The organism is Xanthobacter flavus (assembly GCF_017875275.1).
GTDB lineage: Bacteria > Pseudomonadota > Alphaproteobacteria > Rhizobiales > Xanthobacteraceae > Xanthobacter > Xanthobacter flavus_A.
Genome location: NZ_JAGGML010000001.1, coordinates 2,971,317 through 2,994,629 on the forward strand (window position 1 = coordinate 2,971,317; position 23,313 = coordinate 2,994,629).

Sequence of the window (23,313 nt, forward strand, 5' to 3'; positions counted from 1 at the left end):
TTCAGCATCCAGAGACGTCTAAGCACGTCTGATGTCGATGCGAAATCATAGACTTATGGCTCCGCAAGCGCCTCTCCGGATCCGCTGAGGTCAGGTTGTACCCACGCTGCATGATGGCGCGATTGTCAGCATCGATGGCGTGCCAGCGCGCTTGGTCCCGCTGGCTTTGTCGCGCGCGCCTCCGACTTTGCGACGAAGTGCGCGCCCGAACCAGTCCGCCTCGGCTCCTTACTTCTGTCCTCCCACGCTGGATGCCAGCCGCGTCACGAGCGCGACCAGCTCAGCCTGGCGCCCGATGCCGAGTTTGGCGAATATGGAGCGCATGTGCGTGCGGGCGGTTTCGTAGGAGACGCCCTGTATCTCGGCAAAATCGCGCAGCGTGACACCTTGGCCGACAGCTTCGGCCAGCCTGGCCTCGGCCGGGGAAAGTCCGAGCGCCCGCAGGTGGTGTTGGACGTCCTTGAGCTTCGGCTCGAGATTTCGGACGAGCAGCATCGCGCCGCCTCCGCCGAAGGAGATGGCTTCCATCACATCCGATCGGGGCCTGACCGGAGCCAGCTCGATGTGGAGCGGCGCCTTGCCGCTCGGCCGGCGCAGCACCACGCCGCCCGACGGAGGAAGCGCATGGCCCGGCAGTACGTTGCGGATCGCGCCTTGAAGGCGCGCATCGTCGCGCCGGGATGATGCGTGGACGCGCCGGTTCGTGACGACGAGCCCGTCGCCGAGGAGCTGTTCGGCCATGAGATTGACGTGGCGGACATTGCCGTGGCGATCGAGCAGGATCAGGCCGAGGTCCACGCGCTGGAGCGCCTCGGCGAGGTCGGCCGTCAGCTCACGCGCCTCGACCAGTGAGGTGGTTATGGCGACCGCCCGCCCGAGGTGGGGCGAGAGGGCCGTCATGGCGTCCAGATCGTCCTTTTGAAACAGTTCCCGCTTCAGGCCGCTCTGAACCGAGATCGCCACAAGGTGATCCTCCTGCACCCGCGCTATGGCGGCCAGGGGCTGCTGGATTCCGTGGCGCCGGAGAAACTCGTTGTAGAACGGATCGCGGCGGATTTCCTCCTCGGTCATGACCGTGCGATCGGTCCCGACCGTGCCGGGGCGGATGCCGCGCGCCATGACGCGAGCGGTGGCCGTGTCGTGCTGCCACCACCCCTGCTGGTATTCGAGGTTCGCTTCTTCGAGGCTCCTGGAGGCGATGCTGCGGACGGACGTCCAGGTTCCGATGGGAACGATGGTCGCTCCGATGGCGCCCATGACATCGGACAGGGCCGCGAGCGCACCCGCCCATTTTTCCGGGTGCAGCGCCGCCTCGTAAAGCGTGTCGATGACCGGCAGGATGTCTCGTCTTGTCATGGTCGCCCCCAACCCTGACCTAGCGAGATACAGCCTGAGGTGGTCGTCAAGGCTTCACCGCGATGGTCTCTTCTGCTGCGGCGGCCCGCCGCACCTCCATTTGGAGGAGGCAGGAGGCGCAAGATGCGCGGGGGCGCTCCGGGCCGTCCCGAAGTGAGGCGGGGGTTGCGCATTGGCGCGACTTGGCCTGTAGAGAAGGCGGCGGGCGCAACGCGATGCCCGTCGACGGGAGCTGGAGACCAAGATGGCCGACCTCATCATCATTGCCTATGATTCCGAGGCCAAGGCGGAGGCTGCGCGGCAGGAGCTGCTCAAGCTCCAGAAGGAATATCTGATCGAGCTCGGCGACGCGGTGGTGGCGGTGCGCCAGGAAGACGGCTCCATCAAGCTGCACCAGATGATCAACACCACCGTCGCGGGCGCCGCTTCGGGCGGCCTGTGGGGCGGGCTCGTCGGCCTTCTGTTCCTCAACCCGCTGCTCGGCATGGCCATCGGCGCCGGCGCCGGCGCGCTCGCCGGCAAGTTCACCGATGTCGGCATCAATGACGACTTCATCAAGCAGGCAAGCTCCGCGCTCGGTCCGAACCAGGCGGCGCTCTGCGTGCTGGTGGGCAAGGTGACCGCCGACAAGGTGGTGGCCGACATGGCCCAGTTCGGCGGCACCGTGCTGCAGACCAGCCTCTCCAAGGAGCAGGAAGAAAAGCTTCAGGCCGCGCTCAAGGGCGTCTGAGTCCCAGGGGGCGCTATTCCCCCGGAATGGCGCCCGCTCAATCCAGCCTCTGCCGCGCCAGCCACTGGCGCGGCGTGGTGCCAAGTTCCGCGCGGAAGGCGCTGCGCAAAGCGTGCGCGTCCGCAAAGCCGCAGCGCTGCGCGATGGCTTCGAGGCCGCGGGCGCCAGAGGCCAGCAGATCCTGGGCCTGCGCCAGCCGAGCCCGCTTCAGCCAATCACCGAGGCTGCCGCCCGTGCGTGCGCGGATGTGACGGGTGAGGCTGCGCCGGCTCATGCCCATGCGCGCTGCGAGATCGTCGAGCGCAGGCGCCTGTGCGGGATCGGCCCTGAGGTCTTCCAGCAGATCGGTCACTTTCTTGTCGGCCGATGTGGCGATGGTGGGCCGCGCGATGATCTGCGGCTGAGCCCCGGCCCGCTGGGGCGCCACCACGAGATGGCGCGCCACCCGGTTCGCCTCGCCCACGCCCGAGAGCCGCGCCATGAGGTGCAGGCAGCAATCGAGCCCCGCCGCGATGCCGGCCGAGGTCAGGACCTGGCCTTCATCGACAAACAACGCGCCGGCATCCACCCGCACCTCGGGATAGCGCGCGGCAAAGGCCTCAGCCCGCGCCCAGTGGGTGGTGGCGCGCCGGCCGTCGAGCAGGCCCGCCTGCGCGAGGCCGAAGGCGCCGAGGCACAGGCCCACCACCAGCGCGCCGCGCCTTTCCGCCGCCGCAAGCTCCGCGATCAGAGCATCCGGTACCGGTTCGTCCGCATCCCGCCAGCCGGGCAGGATCACCGCGTCAGCCTTGCGGGCGGCGGACAAAGGATGCGGCGCCTCGATCACAAGGCCGCCGGTGGCGGACAGGCGGGGCGCTTCGGCGCAGACGTCCGCGCCGTGGCCTCCTGCGAGGAAGGGTTCGCCGAACACCGCGAGGGGCGTGGACAGCATGAAGGGGCTGATGCCGTCATAGGCGAGAATGGCAAGGCGCATTGGCCCGATCTACATCAATCTTGTCCATCAGGCCACTGAACGCCTGTATCGTGCACCTCTAGAAGGATGGCGCCACAGGAGCCCGACATGAGCCGCACCCTTCTCGTCATCGACATTCAGCAGGATTATTTCCCCGGCGGCGTGCTGCCGCTCTGGCAGGCGGAAGAGACCGAGGCGCGCATCGTCGCGGCCATCGTCGCGGCTCGGGCGGCGGGCGACCGCATCATGCTTGTCCGCCATGTCTCCAGCGCGCCCAAGGGCCTGTTCGCAGCAGATGGGCCGGGCATCGCCATCCGCCCGGCCATCCTGGCCGCGGCCGGGGACGCGCCGGTCGTCACCAAGCGCTTTGCCGATGCCTTTCAGGAGACAGACCTCGCCCACCATCTCGCGGGCACGGACGACTTGCTGGTCTGCGGAATGATGACGCAGAATTGCGTCGTCTTCACCGCCTTGTCGCGCGATGCGGATGCCTACCGGGTCTCGGTGGTGGGCGACCTGTGCACGGCGCCCATCGAGGTGGTCCACCGCATCGCCCTCAACGCCATCGGCTCGAAGACGAAGGTCGTCACCGCGGCGGAGGCGGGGCTTGCCTGAGGCGGCCTCGCCTCAGGCAAGGGTGTCGATGAAGTGCGCGAAGTTCTCCAGCGGCTCGCGCACCGTCTCGAACCTGTTTTCCGGCGCCGCGGGGTCGGCGTGGCCGAGCGCCATGCCGCAGATGACCATCTCGGTGTCGGGGATGGCAAGGCGCTCCGCGATCACGGTGCTGTAGAGCATGAAGGCCGCCTGCGGGCAGGTGTGGAGGCCCACGCCACGCGCGGCAATCATGATGTTCTGGAGGAACATGCCGTAATCGAGCCAGGAGCCCGCTTCCATGTCGCGGTCGATGGTGAAGATGAGGCCCACCGGCGCATCGAAGAACAGGAAGTTGCGGGCGTGCTGCTCCCGCATGCGGGCGGTGTCGGTCTTGCCGATGCCAAGCGCGCCGTAAAGGTCCCAGCCCACCTTGCGGCGGCGGGCGAGATAGGGCTCGCGCCACTTCCGGGGGTAATAGGCATATTCCTCGGCGCCGCCATCACCGGAGAGGGACAGCGCGTGCAGCTCGGCCGTCAGCGCGGCGAGCGGCGCGCCGCGCAGCACCCGCACGCGCCAGGGCTGGATGTTGGAGCCAGAAGGCGCGCGGGCGGCAAGCTCCAGGATGCGCGCGACGGTTTCGTCCGGCACCGGCGTCGGCAGGAAGGCGCGGATGGAGCGCCGCGAGCGGATCGCCTCCTCGGCCGAGAGGGACTGTCCGACAGGGGGAGGGGCAGCGGAATCGGGCATAGGGGCAGACATCACCGGCAACGGAGAGGCACGCGAGAGGCCAGCAGAGGCCCACGCGGGGCGCGGAAGGTAGCGCGTGCCCGGCGGTCGGTGAAGAGAAGACTGCCCGGAAGAGAAAACAGGGGGCGGACCCGGTATGCGCCCCGGGTCCGCCCTGAGACTGACGATCGGCGAACCCCCGCGCCCGCCGATCGCCCACTCGCGCAGATGAAGGCGTGCCCGCCGCCTCAGAAGGTCGCCTTCAGGCCCGCATAAGCGGAGAAAGGCTGGCCCGGTGACTGCATCTGCGGATTGCTGAGGCCAAGATAATCCGTGTCGAAGAAGGTGCCGTAGGTGGCGTACTTCGCGTTGAACAGATTGTTGATGTAACCGAACACCTGGATGTTGTCCGTCACCTGGTAGGAGGTGTGAATGTTGGCGACCCAGTATCCCGGCAGCATGGGGGCCTGATTGGCGTCGTCGCCGACATAATACTGGCTGGAAACGGCGATGACGTCGCCGCCCACCTTCCATTTGGGCGTCACCATGTAGTCGAGGCCGAACTTCAGCGTCTGGGCCGGGATGCCGGGGATGGTGTCGCCCGGCGTCACCAGCACCTGCTCATCCACCGCATAGGGATTGTTGGGCGAGGCGAGATAGCCGGTGAACTGGTAGGTGGCGTTGAGATAGGCGTAATTGGCGTAGAACTTCCACGGCCCGTTCACATACTGCATCTCCGCTTCGAAACCCTGGCGGCGGGTGGCGGGAACGTTGGTGAAATAGCCGTAGCCGGTCTGCTGGCTGGCCAGCGCGATGATGTCGTTGTCGCTGTCGACGCGATAGACGCCGAGCTTCCAGTTCACCTTGCCGCCGAACAGCGCGCCGCCGCCGCGCAGGCCCGCCTCGTAGGTGTGGGAGACCACCTGCTCCAGCGGCGGGTCCGCCACCAGGGAGTTTTCGAGCAGGCACGGGCGGTTGGGATCGGCGCAGTTCAGTTCCAGAGGGGTGGGCGCGCGGTTGGATTCCGAATAGCCGCCATAGAGCGTCGCCTCGGGCGTGAGCTTGTAGGTGAGGCCGATCAGCGGGTTGATGCGGGCGAAGGTGTAGTCCCCGTTGAGCTGGGGGCTGGTGCCTGTGGCGTCCTGCATCGAGATGTTCGCGATGTTGAGGCGCGCGCCGACCGTCAGGGTTGCCCGGTCGGTCATGTCGAAGGCGTTGGTAGCGTAGAGGCCGTAATAGGTGGCGCTCGCATTGAGATCCACCGGCAGATAGAAGACCTGATACTGCTCCGGCAGGGAATAGTTCGGGATGTTGTGCAGGTATTTGCCGAGGCCGACCACTTCCAGCGTATTGGTGTTCGTAATTCCAAGCTCCGTATTGGAGCGGAAATTGATCTGGCTCGAATCCACGCTGCCGCCGACGACGAAGTAATTGTCGTGGCCGAGGAGCTTGTCGGTGCTGGTCGCCTGCACCGAGCCGCCATAGGTCGTGGTGTCGGTCCAGGTGCGGTTGATGACGCCGTAGAGCTGGTTGGGGCCGAGCGCGGTGAAGGGAATGGTATTGCCGTTCTGGTCATAGAGGACCATCTGGCTGCGGAACGCGGCGTAGGTGGGGTTGGTGATCGGATTGCCGCCGCCGGCCGGGCCGGTGAACTGGTCCTCCTCAAGACACATCTTGGTATTGCCGACGCCGGGGTTCCAGGTGTTGGAGCAGGCTTCGAGGTCGGCGTCGTTGCCGTCCACATGCGTCTGGCTGAACTTGCGGGCATAGAGGTTGCCCTGCAATTGCCAGGTGTCGGTGAGGTCATAGCGGCCGTTGAGGGCGAGGAGGCCGACGTTGTTCTCGGTGGTCTGCGGCCAGGTGTAGATGGAATTCCAGTTCTGGTTCAGCATCTCCACCGGGGTGGGGCCGACCACGCCGAGATTGGTGGTGGCGGCACTGGCGACGAGATGGACCTCGGTCTTGTCGTTCTTCCAGCCGAAGTCGCTGTAGAAGCGGGCGAGATCGGCGGGCGACTGCAGGCGCCAGCCGTCGGAATGCACCGCATCGGCCGCGATATAGACGCCGAAGCCGTCCTTCTCGCCGCCGTATTGGATGTTGCCGCCGATCTGGCCGAAGGAGCCGCCCTGAATGCTGCCCTCGAAGCCGTGATAGTTGAAGCCGTTCTTCATCTCGATGGAGACGGCGCCGCCCAAAGCGTTGAGGCCGAAGGCGGGATTATTGGAGAACACCTCGGCCCGGTTGATGGCGACCTCGGGGATGAGGTCCCAGTTCACCGTGTCGCCGAAGCCTTCGTTGAGCCGGATGCCGTTCTGGTAGACGGCGATGCCCTGCGGCGTGCCCTGCAGCGGCGAGGCGGCGAAGCCGCGATAGCGGAAGTCCTGGAAGAAGGCGTTGCCCTGCACATCCGAGGTGTTGGCGCTGGGCGTATACTGGAACAGGCCATCGGTGACGGCGAAGGAATTCAGCCGGTCGAACTGATCGGCGCCGATGATTGTGACGGAGCCCGGCACCTTGTCCGCATCAATGCCGGTGCCGGAGAGCGGGGTGGTGGCGACCACTTCCACGGTGCCGAGCTGGAGGGTGCCGGATGCATCGCTTTGCTCTTGCGCGCGTGCCGGGAAGGCCGCGAGCAGCGCCGCCGGCACCGCGGCGGCGGAGAGGCCGAGGGCCACCGCCATCGCGCGCCACGACGCGCTGCCCGCCGCAGATTGTCCGGACGCGCGGCGGGGTGCAACCCGCTGCTGCTGTGCGCGCCGTGAGGCCCCGCTCTCGCGCTCCCCGTGCATGTCCCGCCCCTTTCAGCCCTCGTCCGACCGGGGCTGTTTTTTTGGCGGTGTGACGTCGCCGAGATGACCCGCGAAAGCTCAGGGAAACCGTGTGGGTCGTCACACCAGAATTCTACCACCTGAAAACCATAGGCGCGCCCAGAATGCCGTCAATCGGACAGAGGGCTGAGAATTTTCTTAGGTTTTCGGGGTGTGTCTTCCAGGGAACGCTCGGGACGATTCGGCAATGAAATTCGGGAACATTTGGCAATGTCTGGAGGGTTTGCGCTTCGCTTGCGTCGCAGGCGACTCTACAGGCGCCCTCCAGACTTGTCCTCCCCCGTCGCCCAGTGTCGCCTGTTCGGCCCGGCTCAACGCCGGGCGAGGCCGGCGGCGATCTTCTCGGCGATCATCAGCACCGGAATGTTGGTGTTGGCGGTAGGCAGGCGCGGCATGGCGGAGGCGTCCGCCACATAGAGGTTCTCGCTGCCGATGACGCGGCCGGTGGGGTCGAGCACCGCCTGCGGATCGTCCGGCGCGCCAAGTCGGCAGGTGCCGCTGGCGTGCCAGACGCCGAACACGTTGGCCCGCACGAACGCCTCCAGCCGCGCATCGTCCTCCACGATCTCGGCGAGAGACAGGCCTCCGGACATGAAGCGCTTCAGCGCCATCTGGCGGAGGCCCGCCGGCACGTCGAGGAGGGCGCCCAGCGCCGCAGCGACAACCGCATTGGCGCGGGAGACGCGGCTGAGGCGCTTCACGAACGGCGAGAAGGCGGCGGGGAAGACATCCCCCGCGTCCGGGTTCAGCGCCTCACAGACGAGGAGGGAGAAAAGGGTGCGCACCCCCGACTTCATCCGCGCGAGGTCGCTGGGATCGTCCAGCAGGTTGAGGTCGGCCTCCGGATAGACGCTCGGATCGGGCGAGACGAGGCGCACGGAGCCGCTGGATCTCGGCCGGTTGCACCACAGGAAATAGAGCCCGAGCCGGCGGCCCAGCCCATGCCAGCCCGCCCGCGCCGAGGCGGTGGCGTAGAGGTCCGAGGCCTCGCCCCCCTCCACGCCGGAGGAGAACCGCAGGGCGGCGAAGCTGGCCCGGCGATAGGACATGGGCAGGCGCAGCCGCTCCGGCAGATACTGGCAGAAGGTGAGGGTGGGGTGGTCGCGCAGGTTGCGCCCCACGCCGGGACGGTGGATTGCCACCGGCATGCCCAGCGCCGCCAGTGCCACCCCGTCGCCGATGCCGGCGCGCATGAGGATGGCCGGCGTCTGCAACGCGCCCGCCGTCACCACCACGCGGCCGGCGGCCACCTCTGTGACGGTCCCGTCCCGCTCCACCTGCACGCCGGAGGCCCGCGCGCCAGTCATGCGCAGGCGCAGCGCCCGCGTGCGGGGCCAGATGGCGAGGTTGGGGCGGGCGCGGGTGGCGGCATCGAGATAGCCGATGGCGGCGGAGACGCGGCTGTCGTTTTCGTTGTTGAAGGCGGGCGGGAAGATGCCGTCCCCGACTTCCCCGTTCTGATCCAGCCGGCGCGGCAGCCCGCTCGCGGCGAAGGCCGAGGTCGCGGCATCGGCGAAGGCGGGCCAGCCGGGCGGCAGAATGCGGCGGATGGGGATGGGGCCGTCCCTGCCATGCAGCGGCCCACCGCAATCGAGATCGCGTTCCAGCATTATGAAGTAGGGCAGCACGTCGTCCCAGCCCCAGCCGGCGGCGCCAAGGGCGGCCCATTCGTCATAATCGCGCGGCAGGCCGCGGTTGGCGGACTGGACATTGATGCTGGAGCCGCCGCCCATGACGCGCCCCTGCTCATAGGCCCGCGACCCGCGCGAGCCGTCCGGCCGGCGGGCGGTGAAGGCGGAGAGGCCGGGCCAGACGAAGCGGTCGCCCTGGAACAGGCCCATGGGATAGCTGTCGGCGATGGCCTCGGGCACCGCGCCGGGCGGCGTGTCCTCTCCGGCCTCGATCAGCAGCACGCGATGGGTGGGATCGGCCGAAAGCCGGTTGGCCATGACGCAGCCGGCGGAGCCGCCGCCGACGATCACCGTGTCGAAGAAAAGCATGTCGGGGATGGGGGCGTGGCCGGGCATCAGACCACCCCGGCCTCCTGGTAGATGTGCTTGATCTCCATGAAGTCGATCAGCGCGTCATAGCCGTGCAGCCGGCCGAGGCCGCTCCGGCGATAGCCGCCGGTTTCGGCTTCGGCGAACAGCTTGTTGTGGTCGTTGATCCACACCGTGCCGTTGCGCAGCGCCCGCGCCACCCGCATGGCCCGCGCGCCGTCGCGCGTCCACACGCTGGCGGACAGGCCGTAGTCGGTGTGGTTGGCGCGCGTCACCGCATCCTTCTCGTCGGCGAAGCGCTCGATGACCACGAGGGGGCCGAAAATCTCCTCCTGCACGAAGAAGGCGCCGGTGTCGGCATGGGCCAGCAGGGTGGGGGAGAGGAACGTGCCCATCTCGAGCGCGCCGCCCGGCCGGCTGCCGGCGAGCACCACCTCGTCGGCCAGCGCCATGGCCTCTTCCGTCTTGCGCTCCACCTGCACGCGGGAGGCTTCGTCGATGAGCGGACCCATCTGGCTGCCCTCCGCCGCGCCGGGGGCGATCTTGAGGCTGGCGAGAGCGCCCTTCAGCGCCGCCTTCATGGCCTCAAAGCGGCTCTCGTGGACGAGGATGCGCCGCGCCGCCGTGCATTGCTGGCCGGCGATGATGGTGGCCGCCGCCGCGAGCTTCGGCGCCACGGCCTCCACATTCGCATCCTCGAACACGAGGCAGCAGGACTTGCCGCCCAGCTCCAGCGACAGCTTCTTCATGGTTGGCGCCGCATCGGCCATGATGCGCGCGCCGGTGGCGTTGGAGCCGGTGAAGGAGATGACATCCACCTCCCGCGAGGCCACCAGCGTGCGCGCCACGTCGTGCCCCGTCTCGGTGACGAGGTTGAGGACGCCGCGCGGCAGCCCCTCGACCTCGGCGAGCGTGCGCAGAATCTCGGCGGTGACGAGGGCAGTCTGGGCGGCGGGCTTCACCACCGCCGTGCAGCCGGCCGCGAGGGCCGGCGTCAGCGCGCGGATGAGCAGCACGGCCGGCGCGTTCCACGGGATGATGAGGCCGGCGACGCCCGCCGGCTCCTTCAGAAGCGTCGAGAAGGCGCCCGGCTCCACCTCGAACACATGGCCGGGGATGTAGCGGGTGATGCCCGCATAATAGCGGATCTCCGAAATGGACCCCGCGATCTCCCCGCGCGACTGGGCGAGCGGCTTGCCGTTCTCGGCGGTGAGCAGGCGGGCGAGGTCGTCCGCCTTCCGCTCCATGGCGTCGGCCCAGCGCAGCATCACCATCTGCCGCAGGCGCGGGGCCTGCGACCACTCAGGCCGTTCGAACGCCCGCCGTGCGGCGGCAATGGCCGCCTCGGCGTCCGCCGCGCCGCTCGCCGGGAAATGGCCGAGCACGGCGCCGGTCGCGGGATCGAAGCTCGGCGCGGTCTCACCGGAGAGCGCGCCCTGCCAGATGCCGTCAATGAGGTTCTGGGCCGCGAGCGGAGCGATGGCGTTCATGTGTCCTCCCGGCCGTCCGTGACGGCCTTTATTGGTCAGCCGTGACCCGCCTTGAGCGCCGCCTCGCGCAGCGCGGTCAGCGTGGTCGAAGGGGTGATGGCCTCGGGGTCGATGACGAGTTCGAGGAGCGCGGGCTTCCTGTGCTCGGCGGCGAAGGCGCGGGCGCGGGCGAAGGCATCGGCGAAGGCCGCCGTCTCCTCCACCTTCTCGCCGAACGCGCCATAGGCGCGGGCGAGCGCCGGGAAGTCCGGATTTTCCAGCGTCGTCGCGTAGACGCGGCCGGGATATTCGCGCTCCTGATGGGCGCGGATGGAGCCGTACATGTTGTTGTTGACGACGAGCACCACGACGCCCGCGCCGTACTGGCAGGCGGTGGCCAGCTCCTGCCCGTTCATGAGGAAGCAGCCGTCCCCGGCGAAGCAGATCACCTCGCGCGCGGGATCGTGGAGCTTGGCCGAGATGGCCGCCGGCAGCCCATAACCCATGGCGCCGGAGGTGGGCGCGAGCTGGGTGCGGAAGCCGCCGTAGCGGTGGAACTTGTGCACCCAGATCGCGTAATTGCCGGCGCCGTTGGTGAGGATGGCATCCTTCGGCAGTACCTCGCGCAGATGCATCATGACCGCGCCGAGATCGAGCCGGCCGGGCATGGGGCCGGGGGTCTGGTCCGCCTCATAGGCCGCGCGGGCGGCCCGCACCTCGTCGCTCCACGGCATGCGGGAGCGCCAGCCGGTCGGACCCTTGGGCTTCAAGGCCGCCGCGGCGGCGGCAAACTCCGGCATGCCCGCGTTGATGGGCAGGTCCGACTGATAGACCCGTCCCAGTTCGTTGGGGTCCGCATGCACATGCACGAACCGCTGCGCCGGGCGCGGCAGGTCGAACAGGGTGTAGCCATTGGTGGTCGTCTCGCCGAGCCGTCCGCCCACCGCGATGATCAGGTCGGCGTTGCGGATGCGGGCGACGAGCTTCGGGCTCGGGCCGAGGCCGGCGTGGCCGATGAAGTTGGGGTGGTTGTTGTCGAGGATGTCCTGACGGCGGAAGCCGGCCGCCACTGGCAGATCGAATGCCTCCACGAAATGCGCGAAGTCGCGGCAGGCGGCCTTCGTCCAGCCGCCACCGCCCACCAGAACGAGCGGACGTGCGCTCTCCGCGATCATGGCGGCGAGCCGCGCCATGTCCTGCGCGCCCGGATGGGCGGCGACGCGGCGATAGGCTTCCGCGTCCGCCGTCTCGCACTCGGCCGCCAGCATGTCCTCGGGCAGCGCTACCACCACCGGGCCGGGACGGCCGGAGGTGGCGACATGGAAGGCGCGGGAGACCAGCTCCGGGATGCGCTCCGGGCGATCGATCTCCACCACCCATTTCGCCATGCCGCCGAACATGGCGGGATAGTCCACCTCCTGCCACGCCTCGCGCTGGCGCATGTGCGAGCCCACCTGCCCGATGAACAGGATCATCGGGGTGGAATCCTGCGACGCGGTGTGGACGCCGATCGCCGCATGGCTCGCGCCGGGGCCACGGGTGACGAAGCAGATGCCGGGCTTCGCGGTGAGCTTGCCATAGGCCTCCGCCATGTTGGCGGCGCCGGCCTCGTGGCGGGTGACGATGGTCTGGATCGCGCGGTCCGCGCCGGCGAGGGCGTCGATGGCGGCAAGGAAGCTCTCGCCGGGCACGCAGAAGACGCGTTCGACGCCATGGATCTTCAGCGCGTCCACCAGGATTTCGCCGCCGGAGCGGAAGGTCTTCGTGTTCGCCATGGTCCTGCCCGTGTGTGGTCTTGCCCGGCTCTTTCCGGGGGGCGAGGCCGCGCCTTTCGGCGCGACTCGCGCGTTTGAGGGAGGCTCAGCCTAGCGGAAATTGCCCTTGGTTTCCGGGATGATGAGCGTGCCGATGAGGTAGAGCACGAACACGCCGACGGCGAAGATGGAGAGCGACAGCGGCAGGTCCGACGGCGTCGCGCTGGCCAGCGAGACGAAGGTGGGCATCATGCCGCCGATGGCGAAGCCGATGTTCCACGACAGGCCCGTTCCCGAGGCGCGCATGGCGGTGGGGAAGCGCTCGTTGAGGAAGATCAGCACCGGCGCGTAGCCCGCATTGCCCACGAAGGCGATGCCGAGGGCATAAAGCACGATGGAGGAGAGGTCGGTGGTCTTTGCCATGCCGAGATAGAAGGTCGGCAGGAGGATGATGGCGGCAATGCCCACCAGCAGGAAGGTCTTCTTGCGGCCGATGATGTCGCTGAGCGTGCCCACCAGCACCGCCGAGACGAGGGCGGACACCGAGCAGGCCATCAGGATGTAGGACGAGGTCTGGTTCGGCAGCTGGTTGATGAGCTTCAGGAATGTCGGCATGTAGCCGGAAGTGAGGTAATAGCCCGCGCCGCCGCCGATGGTGATGAGCAGGTTCACCAGGAGCACGTTGCGATAGCCGCCCGCGAACAGGGCCTTGAGCGGCGCCTGGCTTGCGGTGCCCGCGGCCTTCTTCGCCGCCTTCTGCTTCTGCATCTCCTTCCAGTAGGGAGATTCCTCGAGGTTCCGGAAGATGAACCAGCCGAGGAAGGAGGAGAGCAGGCCGGAGAAGAACATCACCCGCCAGCCGGTCTCGGCGAAGGCCTCACCCGGGAACAGGGTGGAGGTGATGAGGAAGACGATGGAGGCCAGCAGCGCGCCGATGCCCGCGCCGCCGCCGCCCACGAGGCCGGACATGAAGCCGCGCCAGTTGGGCGGCACCGATTCCGTGCCGATGGTGTGGGTGGAGGCCACCACGCCGCCGACGAACACGCCCTGCACGAGGCGCAGCAGCAGGAAGATGACGGGGGCGATGGCGCCGACCTGATGGATGGTGGGCAGCAGGCCGAAGGCGGCGGTGGAGAGGCCCACGCCGATGATGGCCACCAGCATGGCGCCCTTGCGGCCGTGCACGTCGGCATAGTGGCCGAACAGCGCCGAGCCGATGGGCCGCATCAGCAGCGTCACCGCGAACGAGGCATAGACCGCCGCCAGCGACCATGTGGGATGGGTGGAGGGGAAGAACAGCTGCCCCACCACCGGCGCCACATAGAGCAGGATGAACAGGTCGAACAGATCGAGCGACCAGCCGAGAACGGACGCGATGATCGCGCTGTTGCGTTGGCGGCTCCCCACTGCGATCGCGGCGGTGTCAGTAGCGTCTTGAGCGGACATTATTGTTTCCTCCCGGCCCCTGAGGGGCGTGTTGGGCTCTCAGAAGCCCTTGAATTCGGGCTTGCGCTTCTCGTGGAAGGCCTCGACGCCCTCCTTGAAGTCGTGCGACTGCCGCAGCCGGCTGTAGCAGTGACCTTCCAGCTCGATGGCGATGGAGAGCGGGGAATCCTCGGTGTCGTTCAGCAGCTTCTTCGCCGTGCGCTGGGCCATGGGCGAGAAGGCGCGGAGTTCATCCACGAGGGCGTCGGTGGCCTTCTCGAGGTCCGCGTCGGCCACCTTCTCGGTGGCGATGCCCCAGTCGAGGGCCTGCTGCGCGCTGATGCGCTTGGAGCGCATCACGATGTCCTTGGTGCGGGTGATGCCCACCATCATCTGCAGGCGCGCCGAGCCGCCGGAGCCGGGGATCTGGCCGAGCTTCTGCTCGGGCAAGGCGTACTGGGTGGTGTCGGTCACGATGCGGAAGTCGCAGGCCAGCGACAGCTCGAAGCCCACGCCGAAGCAGAAGCCCCGGTTGGCGGCGATCACGGGCTTGGACGCGCGGAACGGCGCAGCGATGTTCCAGGCAAGCTTGGAGACGGTCTCGGGAGAGGCCTCCATGAAGCCCTTGATGTTGCCGCCGGAGGAGAAATGCTCGCCCACCGCGCGCACCACGATGACCCGCACGCGGTCATCCTCGTCCAGCGTCTCGAACACGAGGCGCAGCTGGTCGCGCTCCGGCATGGAGACGATGTTGAAGGGCGGGCGGTTCAGGATGATGTCGGCGCGCTCGCGGGCTTCATCGATCTCGACGCCGAACCCGTCCAGCTTGGCGAGGCGGGGGTCGGCGAAGGTGTAGGCAACAGCCATCTTGGACTTCCTTCTGGATGATCGGGGATTTGCAAGAAGAGGTCAGGCGGCGGAGTGGGCGGCGTCCGCCTCGGCCACGTATTCGCCGGCGACGAGCTGGCGGCGCAGCAGCTTGCCTACCGGGGATTTCGGGATGTCGGCCACGAACACGAAGCGGCGCGGGCGCTTGAAATTGGCGAGGCCCGAGGTGCGGCACCAGGCGTCCAGCTCGCTCGCTTCCACCGGCGCGGCGCGCTTGACGAAGGCGACGACGATCTTGCCCCACTTCTCGTCGGGCAGGCCCACCACTGCCACTTCCGAGACGGCGGGGTGCAGCGAGAGGCAGCTTTCGATTTCCACCGGCGAGACGTTCTCGCCGCCGGTGATGATCATGTCGTCCACCCGGCCGGTGACGAAGAGGTCGCCGTCCTTGTCGAGGAAGCCGGTGTCGCCGGTGAAGTACCAGCCGTCGCGCAGCGACTTGGCATCCGCCTCGGGACGGCGCCAGTAGCCCTCGAAGGATTCGTCCCCGGCGAGCAGTGCGATGATCTCGCCTTCCTCACCCTCGGCGGCGATCTCCTCGGCGGAGGTCGCGCCGAGGCGCACCACGCGCACCATCTGGTTGATGCCCGCGCGGCCCGCCGAGCCGGGTTTCAGGATCGCCTTCTGGTCGATGGTGAAGGTGTAGATTTCCGAGGAGCCGTAATGGTTCACGAACAGCTCGGGGGAGAATTCCGCGTCGAGCTTTTTCAAAAGACCATCGGTCATGGAGGCGCCGGCAAAGCCGAGCTTGCGCACGCTCGACACGTCGGTGGAGGCGAAGGCGGGATCGTGCACGAGGTCGTGGTAGAGGGTCGGCACCAGATAGAGGTTGGTGACGCGCTCGCGCTCGATCAGCGCCAACGCGCTCTTCGTGTCGTAGCGCGGCAGGCACACGAAGGTGCCGCCGATGACCGACATGGCGATCAGCGAGCGCACCCCCATGGTGTGATAGAGCGGCATGACGCCGAGGGTCACCTCGCCCCGCCGGTAGAGGTTCTGCGCCACATGGGCGATGCCCGCCGCCCGCTCCGCCCGGTGGCGGCGCGGCACGCCCTTGGGGCGAGATGTGGTGCCCGAGGTGTAGAGCATGATGGACCAGGCATCCGCCCCTGCCCGTGGCAGCGGGTCCGGTGTCGCCTCGGCCAGAAGTTCGGCGAAAGGCACGGCGCCTTCCAGGCTCGTGCCAACGGCGATGGTGAGCAGCCCGGCGGCGCGCGTGGCACCCTGCACCGCCTCGGCCGACACCGCCTCGAACACCAGCGCCTTGGCCTCGGCATTCTCCAGCGCGAAGTCGATCTCGTCGGCCTTGCTGCGCCAGTTGATGGGGGTGATGACAATGCCGGCGAACTGGCAGGCCCAGTGCAGCGTCGCCGCCTCGAAGCGGTTCTGCAGCACGCTCACCAGATGGTCGCCGGGCTTCAGCCCCAGCCGGTCGAAGGCCGCGACCACCGCGCCGATCTTAGCCAGCCAGTCCCGATAGGTGAGGCGCAGGTCGCCGTCCACGATGGCGATGGCCCCCGGATCGCGCGCCACGCTGGCGAGGAAGCTGGTGCCGAGGTCAAGCATGGGCGGGTTCCCCCTGGGCGTCTCTAAGCTCCGCCGCCGCTTCCAGCGCGGCGCGGACAATGGGCGTGTAGCCGGTGCAGCGGCACAGATGGCCGGAGAGGAGATCGCGCACGGCCTCCTCGCTCGGGTCGGGCTCCGCCTTCAGGAACACGTCGAGCGACATGAGGATGCCGGCGGTGCAGAAGCCGCATTGCAGCGCATGGTGGCGGCGGAAGGCGGCCTGCAGCACCGAGAGGCGGTCCGGTGCCGGGGCGAGGCCTTCCACGGTGCGGATGGCGCATCCCTCCACCTGTACGGCGAGGGTCATGCAGGAGCGGGTGAGCATCCCGTCCACGTCCACGGTGCAGGCGCCGCACACGCCATGTTCGCAGCCGACGTGCGTCCCGGTGGCGCCGATCTCGTGGCGCAGGAAATCGGAGAGCAGGGTGCGCGGGGCGGCCTGCCCCGAAACCGGGCGGCCGTTGAGGGTGAAGCGCACGGTGTGGCGCGCCTCGGCGCTCAGGCGCGGCATGTTTTGGCCTCCTCGATGGTGGAGCGGCCGATGCGGCGCACCAGCTCGCGGCGATAGCGGGCGGTGGCATGCACGTCGTCGCGGGCGTCCAGCTCCCACGCGAGGGCATTGAGCGCGTCGTCCAGCGCCGAGCCGTCGAGCAGCGGGAAATCGCGGGCCACCGGCATGTCGGCGACCCCGCCCACGCCGAGGCGGATGCCGGTGCCGGAGACCAGCGCGGCGCAGGCGACGATGGCGAAATCGCCATGGCGGCGGGCGATCTCGCGGAAGGCCGTTCCCTCGCCCTTGGCGGTGGGGAAGGAGACAGACTCGATCATCTCGTCATCCGCCTTGGCGGTGGCCATCATGCCGGTGAAGAAATCCTCCGCCGCCACCTTGCGGCTGGCCTTTGCGCTTTTCAGATGCACATGGCCCTTGAGCGTCACGAGGCAGAGCGGCAGCTCCGCGCTCGGATCAGCATGGGCGACGGAGCCGCATACGGTGCCGCGGCTGCGCGTCTGGGCGTGGCCGGTAAAGGGCAGGGCTTTGGCGATGAGCGGGGCGGCCTGCGCCAGCCCGTTGGAGGCCAGCAGCCGCGCCTGCCGCACGCCGGCGCCGATCTTCAGCGCGCCCTTCTCCGCATCCATCCGGGCGAGGGGGGCGACGCGCATGATGTCCACCAGCACCTTGGGCCGGGCGAGGCGCATGTTGAGCATGGCCATGAAGGACATGCCGCCGGCGAGGATGCGGGCGTCCGAACCCTCCGCGCGCAGCACGGCGAGGGCTTCCTCCACGCTGTCGGCGCGGACGTAATCGAAGGCGGCGGGCTTCATCGCGCATCCCTCCCCAGCAGCGAGGAGAGCCGGGCGAGAAGTCGGGAGACGAGCCCGTCCTCCGGCGCCGTGCCGCCGCCCGCCTTGCGGGCAAGGGCCGCGAAAAACTGGCCGATGATGACCTTGGCCGCGCCGTCCAGCAGGCGTCCGCCGACGCTCGCCACCTTGCCGCCCACGAAGGCCTCGTAGGTGTAGGAGAGTTCGGTGCCGCCCGCCCCGTCCGGGTTGAGCGTGATGCGGCCGGAGCCGCCGCCGAAGCCGAGGTTGCCGTCCACCTTGCCGGAGAGTGTCACGGCCTTCGGCGGGTCTAGGTCGGAGAGGGCAACCTGCGCCTTGTAGCGCCCCTTCACCGGGCCGATGCCCAGCGTCACGTCGGCGGTGAATTTCGTATCCGAGACTTTGCGCACGTCGTGGGCGCCGGGGATGATGGTGGCGAGGGTGTCCGGGTCCAGCAACATGGCCCACACCGCTTCGGGTGCGGCGGCAACGTGGGCCTTGCCCTCGCCGCGCATGAGCCGCTCGCCCTTGCCGGACGGGGCTGGAGCTGCCATGGCGCGCGCGCCCGCTGGGGCCGGCGGCTCGGCGCCGTGGATCAGCGCCGCGACGGCGGAGGGCACGAGCGGCAGGCGCACGTCCGTGATGCCCAGCGCGTCCGCCACCGCATTGGCGAGGCAGGCGGGGGTGGACATGCAATTGCCTTCGCCCACGCCCTTGGCGCCGAGCGGCGTGAAGGGGGAGGGGGTCTCCATATGGACGATGACCGGCTCGGGCACCTCCATGGCGGTGGGCACGAGATAATCGGCGAAGGTGCCGGTCAGGAAGCTGCCGTCCGCGCCATAGGCGTATTCCTCCAGCAGCGCGGCGCCGAGCGCATGGGCGAAGCCGCCGCGGATCTGCCCGTCCACCATGCCGGGGTGGAGGATGGTGCCGCAGTCATGCGCGGTCACGTAGCGGTCGATGCGGATTTCGCCCGTGTCGCGGTCGATCTCGATGCCGCAATAATCGAAGATGAAGCCGTGGCAGAGGGAGGAATTGATGTGGTCGCCTTCGTCCGCCGCCGTGAGTTCCGGCGGGGTCCAGAACACCGTCTCGCGGATGGTGGGCGCGACCCCTTCCGGCAGTTGCGCCGGCGACCAGTGGGAGAGCGCGGCGACGCGGGAGAAGGGCACCGCATTGGCGGGATTGGAGCGCGCGGCGATCCTGCCGCCGGCGAACATCACGTCCTCCGCCGGCACGTTCAATTGCGGGGCCGCGATGCGGGCGAGGCGCGCCGCGATGCGGTCTGCCGCCAGCTTGGCAGCGCCCGCCACGGCGGCGGCGAAGCGGCTGGCATAATTGCCGGAGGCGATGGACCAGGCGTCCTTGGCCGTGTCCATCTCCGCATTCACGCGGATGTCCGAGGGCTTCAAGCCCAGCACGTCCGCCACCACCTGCGAGAGCACGGTGCGGTGGCCCTGGCCCTGGGGCACGGAGGCGACATGCACCGTGACCGAACCCACCGGATCGATGGCGATGGTGGCGGTCGCCTGCGCGCCGTTCTTCGGCCCTGCCTTGTGCCGCTCGGCGGGGGTAAGGACGGTGGCGATATAGCCCATGTTGGAGACGGACGGCTCCACCACGGCGGCATAGCCGATGCCGTAAATTCGCCCCTCCGCCCGCGCCGTCTCCCGCCGGGCCACAAGCTCGGCGAGATCGCCGGCCTCAAGGCCCAGCTCCAGCGTCTTCGGGTAATCGCCGGAATCGAGCAGCGCGCCGGAGGCGGTGCGATAGGGGAAGGCATCCGCCGGCACGAGATTGCGGCGGATCACCTCCAGCGGGTCGAGCCCCAGCTCCACGGCGATGCGCTGCATCAGCCGTTCGAGGGCGAGATAGACCTGCGGGCCGCCGAAGCCCCGGTTGAGGCCGGTGGGGCATTTGTTGGTGACCACCACGCGGTTGCGGACGGTGAGGTTTCGGATGTCGTAGGCACCGGTGAGATTGCCGTGCATCCGGTACAGCGTCGCCGGCTCGGGCGCGCGCAGATGGGCGCCGCAATCCTCCACCTGATCGTAGTCGAGCGCGGTGACGCGCCCGTCCGCCGCCACCGCGGCGGTGAGCGTGGTGGCGCGGTTGGTGGCGGAGACGGACGCCATGAGGTGTTCGAGGCGATCCTCGATCCACTTCACCGGCCGCCCGGAAACCCGCGCCGCCACGGCCCCCAGCACGATGTAGGGGAAGATCCCCTGCTTGATGCCGAACGAGCCGCCGCTGTCGCGGGGCGTGCGCAGGCGCAGGCGATTGCCCGGCACCTTCAGGGCCCGCGAGATCACCGCATGGATGGAAAAGGGGCCCTGGAAATTGGCGAGGACGTCATAGGCATCCTCGTGCGGGTCGTATTCGGCGACGAGCCCATAAGTCTCGATGGGCGTGCAGGAGTTTCGGGGATAGCGCACCGAGATGGCGATGCGGTGTGCTGCCTCCGTAAAGGCGGCCTCCGGGTCGCCATAGCGGAAGGTGCGGTCGGAAGCGATGTTGCGGGGGAAGCCGTCGTGCAGCAGCGGCGCGCCCTCTTCCATGGCGGCGAGCGGGTCAACCACGGCGGGACGCATCTCGTAGGAGACCTCGATGAGGTCGAGGGCATCCTCCGCCACGTAGCGATCCTGCGCGACCACGAGGGCCACCGGCTCGCCGACGAAGCGCACCCGATCCACCGCCATGGGCCAGCATTCCACCGGTGCCTTCACCCCCACCACGAGGGAGGTGGTGAGCTGTGCCACATCGGCCCCGGTGAGCACGGCGGCGACGCCGGGCAGCGCCCTGGCGGCAGCTGTATCGATGGAGACGATGTCGGCATGGGCGTGGGGCGCGCGCAGGATCGCCATGTGGAGGGCGCCGGGCTTCACGCCCAGATCGTCCAGATAGCGGCCGCCGCCGGTGAGAAGGGCGGCATCCTCCACGCGCTCGATGGCGCGGCCGACCCATTCCCCCGCCTTGTCGTGCGGCGTATCCAGCATCCCGGCGCTTCCCTTATTCGCGCCGCGGAGGCGGTGCGTTGGTTGGGGGGAAGGTGCCGGGAGAGGGCGGCGCGGACCATGCCGAGCCGTCTCAGCTTTTACCGAGGAGTCTCATTCGGCGTTGTGCGGTGCGGCGGGAAGAAAGAGGGGCGAGCGCCTCTTGAGTTGAGCGCCTGCAACGCCTTCCCGCGACGCCGACCTCACATTGCGATGCGGGAGATGGCGCGGAATTCGCTCGGCGTCACGCCGGTGTGGTCGCGGAAGAAGCGGGTGAAATGGGAGGGCGCGGCAAAGCCCAGGCGCTCGCCGATGTGGGTGAAGCTGCCGTCTTCGGCGGTGACGGCCGCGACCGCCGCCTCCACGCGCATCACGTTGAGATAGATGCGCGGCGGCACGTTGGTAGAGGCCTCGAACAGGCGGAAGAAGTGCGCGCGGGAGAGGCCCGCTTCCTTCGCGAGGGTGGCCGTGTCCACCTCCTCGGCGAGGTTGGCGCGCATGGCGTCCACCACGCGGCGGATGCGCCAGTCCATGCGGCGCTGGCCGTCCAAAGCGCGGATGGAGAAGCTGCGCCAGGGGGTGAAGCGCTCCACCACGGCGATCATCAGGTCCGCCAGCAGCGCCTCGTGAACTGCCTTGGCGTCGGGCTCGGCCATCATGGCGGCGGCAAGGTCGTGGGTGAGGCGGTGGATGCGCGGCGACACCTCGCCCCCCGGCTGCTCGAAAAAGCCGGCGCCGCCGGACGCGACCCAGCCGGGGCGGAAGGTCTTCAGCCAGCCCGGCTCGATATACAGGGCGAGGATGATGGTCTTCGGCCGGCTCGGATCATGCACATAGGCATGGGGCTCCCAGCCGTTCACCAGAACGCACGAACGGTCTGTGAGGGGAACCAGCCCCTCACAGACCGCGAATTGCGTGTCCGCGCCCTCGACCTTGAGGAGCACGTGGCAGTGCGGATGCGCGTGGCGCACCAGCGGGCGGTCCATGTCCAGAAGGGCGACCCGCCCGAAGGCCCCGTGCGCGATCCGGAGTGCGTTCGACATCCGGCCTGTATCTCCGCTTAGGCTTTCATCTTCCGGTCAAGCTTTCGCCTTCCAGGGGATCAGCATCCGCTCGATCTCGTCGAGGATGACGGAGAAGACGAAGCCGAGCAGCGCAATAACCAACAGCCCCACATACATGGTGTCAACGGTGAGCACCTGCCAGGCGTTCCAGATCATGTAGCCGATGCCGTCGGAGGCGGCGACCATCTCCGAGATGGCGATGAGGATGAGGCCCATGCCCATGGCGAGCTTCACTCCGGCCATGATGGAGGGCAGCGCCCCCGGCAGCGCGATGGTGCGGAACACCTGCCAGCGGCTGGCGCGGTAGTTGTGGCCGACGTCCAGATAGATCTTGTCGATGTTGGCGACGCCCATCACCGTATTGATGAGGATGGGATAAAAGGCGCCCAGCGCCACCATCACCACCTTCGACATCTCGCCGAGGCCGAAGATGAGCAGCACCAGCGGCAGGATGGCGCTCTTCGGGATCGGGTAGGTCGCTGAGATCAGCGGGTCGATGGCCGCGCGCAGCGGCTTCGAGATGCCCATGGCGAGGCCGAGGAACAGCGCCGGCACGCCGCCGAGCAGCATGCCGAGGAAGAGGCGGCGCAGGCTGGCGAGGAGATTGGTCCACAACTCGCCCGAGGCGACCAGCGCGCCGAAGGTGTGGACGATGCTGGAGGGCGGTGGGAAGAAGCGGGCGTCGACGAGCCCCATGCGTGCCGCCGCCTCCCACAGGCCGAGGAGCAAAAGCGGGGTGAGCAGGCCGATGAAGCGCTCGCCGATGAAGCCGGATCTCTTCGCCATCACTTGCCTCCCTCGGCACTCATACGGGCGCGCTGCACCTCGTCGCGCAACTGCTCCCAGATGTGGAACACCAGATCGCCGTAGGCGGGATCGTGGCGCAGCTCCAGCACGTTGCGGGGGCGGGCGAAGGGCACGTCGATGATGGCCTTCTCGCGCCCCGGATTGGCGGTCATGATCATGATGCGGTCGCCCAGAGTCACCGCTTCGTCAACCGAATGGGTGATGAAGACAACGGTCTTCTTGGTGGCTTCCCAGATGCGCAGCAATTCTTCATGCAGCAGCATCTTGTTCTGCTCGTCGAGGGCCGAAAACGGCTCGTCCATGAGCAGGATTTCCGGATCGTTGGCGAAGGCGCGCACGATGGAGACGCGCTGGCGCATGCCGCCGGACAGCTGGTTGGGATAGCGGTCGCGGAAGCGGTAGAGGCCAATGCGCTCCAGCCACAGCTTCACGCTCTCCGCCACGTCCTTCTCCGCCACGCCGCGCATCCTCAGGCCATAGGCGGCGTTGTCGTAGACGGTCATCCAGGGGAACAGGCTGTCGCCCTGGAAGATCATGGAGTTTTCCGGCCGGCTGGGGTCGGTCCGGTTGAGCTTCATGGTGCCTTCGCTGACGCTCTCGAGGCCCGCCAGCATGCGCAGAAGGGTGGTCTTGCCGCATCCGGACGGGCCGACGATGACGAAGAACTGGCCTTGCGGAATATCGAGGTCGATGCCGTCCACCGCGACGAACCCGGATGAGCCGAAGTATTTGCGCACGCCGCGCATGGAAATCTGCACCGGCGGCGCCGCTTCCGCGGGGCTCGGCTTCACGTTCAACATGCTCACCACGGCCATGAATGCTTCCTCCGGATGCCGGATGG

18 protein-coding genes are annotated in these 23,313 nt (G+C 68.3%); 2 read left to right on the plus strand and 16 right to left on the minus strand.

Annotation, left to right across the window (positions count from 1 at the left end; translation table 11 throughout):
* Positions 1–228: 228 nt before the first annotated feature.
* Positions 229–1,356 carry a helix-turn-helix transcriptional regulator gene (locus tag J2126_RS14215; RefSeq protein ID WP_209487575.1) on the minus strand — a complete coding sequence of 376 codons (1,128 nt, stop codon included), beginning with the start codon at positions 1,354–1,356 and terminating at the stop codon, positions 229–231.
* A gap of 244 nt (positions 1,357–1,600) precedes the next feature.
* On the opposite strand from J2126_RS14215, the gene J2126_RS14220 reads away from it, so the two are divergent.
* Positions 1,601–2,086, plus strand: coding sequence for a DUF1269 domain-containing protein (locus J2126_RS14220; RefSeq protein ID WP_169122216.1), 486 nt, complete (start codon positions 1,601–1,603; stop codon positions 2,084–2,086).
* A 37-nt stretch (positions 2,087–2,123) separates the two neighbouring features.
* Here J2126_RS14220 and J2126_RS14225 read toward each other — a convergent pair whose 3' ends face one another.
* On the minus strand, positions 2,124–3,059 hold the full coding sequence (locus tag J2126_RS14225; protein ID WP_209487576.1) for a GlxA family transcriptional regulator: 936 nt from the start codon (positions 3,057–3,059) through the stop codon (positions 2,124–2,126).
* A gap of 87 nt (positions 3,060–3,146) precedes the next feature.
* On the opposite strand from J2126_RS14225, the gene J2126_RS14230 reads away from it, so the two are divergent.
* On the plus strand, positions 3,147–3,653 hold the full coding sequence (locus tag J2126_RS14230) for a cysteine hydrolase family protein (protein ID WP_209487577.1): 507 nt from the start codon (positions 3,147–3,149) through the stop codon (positions 3,651–3,653).
* A 12-nt stretch (positions 3,654–3,665) separates the two neighbouring features.
* Here the strand turns inward: J2126_RS14230 and J2126_RS14235 are convergent, their stop codons facing one another.
* The 14 genes from J2126_RS14235 to J2126_RS14300 all read right to left on the minus strand — a co-directional run bounded on the left by J2126_RS14235 (position 3,666) and on the right by J2126_RS14300 (position 23,287).
* Positions 3,666–4,379: a nitroreductase gene (locus J2126_RS14235; protein ID WP_209487578.1), complete on the minus strand. Its 714-nt coding sequence runs from the start codon at positions 4,377–4,379 to the stop codon at positions 3,666–3,668.
* Positions 4,380–4,606: 227 nt separating this feature from the next.
* The gene (locus J2126_RS14240) at positions 4,607–7,039 is read right to left on the minus strand and encodes a TonB-dependent receptor (RefSeq protein ID WP_209487579.1); all 2,433 of its coding nucleotides are present in this window, start codon (positions 7,037–7,039) and stop codon (positions 4,607–4,609) included.
* A 458-nt stretch (positions 7,040–7,497) separates the two neighbouring features.
* Positions 7,498–9,213: a GMC family oxidoreductase gene (locus J2126_RS14245; RefSeq protein WP_245327333.1), complete on the minus strand. Its 1,716-nt coding sequence runs from the start codon at positions 9,211–9,213 to the stop codon at positions 7,498–7,500.
* Entirely contained in the window at positions 9,213–10,676 is a 1,464-nt protein-coding gene (locus tag J2126_RS14250) for an aldehyde dehydrogenase family protein (RefSeq protein WP_209487580.1), read from the minus strand. Before J2126_RS14250 ends, J2126_RS14245 begins: the two co-directional genes overlap by 1 nt.
* A gap of 35 nt (positions 10,677–10,711) precedes the next feature.
* Positions 10,712–12,430, minus strand: coding sequence for a thiamine pyrophosphate-binding protein (locus J2126_RS14255; protein WP_209487581.1), 1,719 nt, complete (start codon positions 12,428–12,430; stop codon positions 10,712–10,714).
* 90 nt (positions 12,431–12,520) lie between these two features.
* Positions 12,521–13,855: an MFS transporter gene (locus tag J2126_RS14260; protein ID WP_209487582.1), complete on the minus strand. Its 1,335-nt coding sequence runs from the start codon at positions 13,853–13,855 to the stop codon at positions 12,521–12,523.
* A 39-nt stretch (positions 13,856–13,894) separates the two neighbouring features.
* On the minus strand, positions 13,895–14,701 hold the full coding sequence (locus J2126_RS14265) for an enoyl-CoA hydratase/isomerase family protein (protein ID WP_209487583.1): 807 nt from the start codon (positions 14,699–14,701) through the stop codon (positions 13,895–13,897).
* A 42-nt stretch (positions 14,702–14,743) separates the two neighbouring features.
* A complete protein-coding gene (locus J2126_RS14270; protein WP_209487584.1) occupies positions 14,744–16,288 on the minus strand; it encodes an AMP-binding protein in 1,545 nt (514 codons plus the stop codon).
* Positions 16,281–16,799 (minus strand): (2Fe-2S)-binding protein, encoded by a 519-nt coding sequence (locus J2126_RS14275; protein WP_209487585.1) that lies wholly within the window; start codon positions 16,797–16,799, stop codon positions 16,281–16,283. The genes J2126_RS14270 and J2126_RS14275 overlap by 8 nt, the downstream gene beginning before the upstream one ends.
* Positions 16,787–17,611: an FAD binding domain-containing protein gene (locus tag J2126_RS14280; RefSeq protein ID WP_209487586.1), complete on the minus strand. Its 825-nt coding sequence runs from the start codon at positions 17,609–17,611 to the stop codon at positions 16,787–16,789. Before J2126_RS14280 ends, J2126_RS14275 begins: the two co-directional genes overlap by 13 nt.
* Entirely contained in the window at positions 17,608–20,604 is a 2,997-nt protein-coding gene (locus J2126_RS14285; protein ID WP_209487587.1) for a xanthine dehydrogenase family protein molybdopterin-binding subunit, read from the minus strand. The genes J2126_RS14280 and J2126_RS14285 overlap by 4 nt, the downstream gene beginning before the upstream one ends.
* Before the next feature lie 200 nt (positions 20,605–20,804).
* Complete coding sequence (locus J2126_RS14290) at positions 20,805–21,644, minus strand: helix-turn-helix domain-containing protein (protein ID WP_209487588.1); 840 nt, start codon at positions 21,642–21,644, stop codon at positions 20,805–20,807.
* Positions 21,645–21,680: 36 nt separating this feature from the next.
* Positions 21,681–22,451 carry an ABC transporter permease gene (locus tag J2126_RS14295; RefSeq protein ID WP_245327334.1) on the minus strand — a complete coding sequence of 257 codons (771 nt, stop codon included), beginning with the start codon at positions 22,449–22,451 and terminating at the stop codon, positions 21,681–21,683.
* A complete protein-coding gene (locus J2126_RS14300; protein ID WP_209487589.1) occupies positions 22,451–23,287 on the minus strand; it encodes an ABC transporter ATP-binding protein in 837 nt (278 codons plus the stop codon). Before J2126_RS14300 ends, J2126_RS14295 begins: the two co-directional genes overlap by 1 nt.
* Positions 23,288–23,313 lie beyond the last annotated feature (26 nt).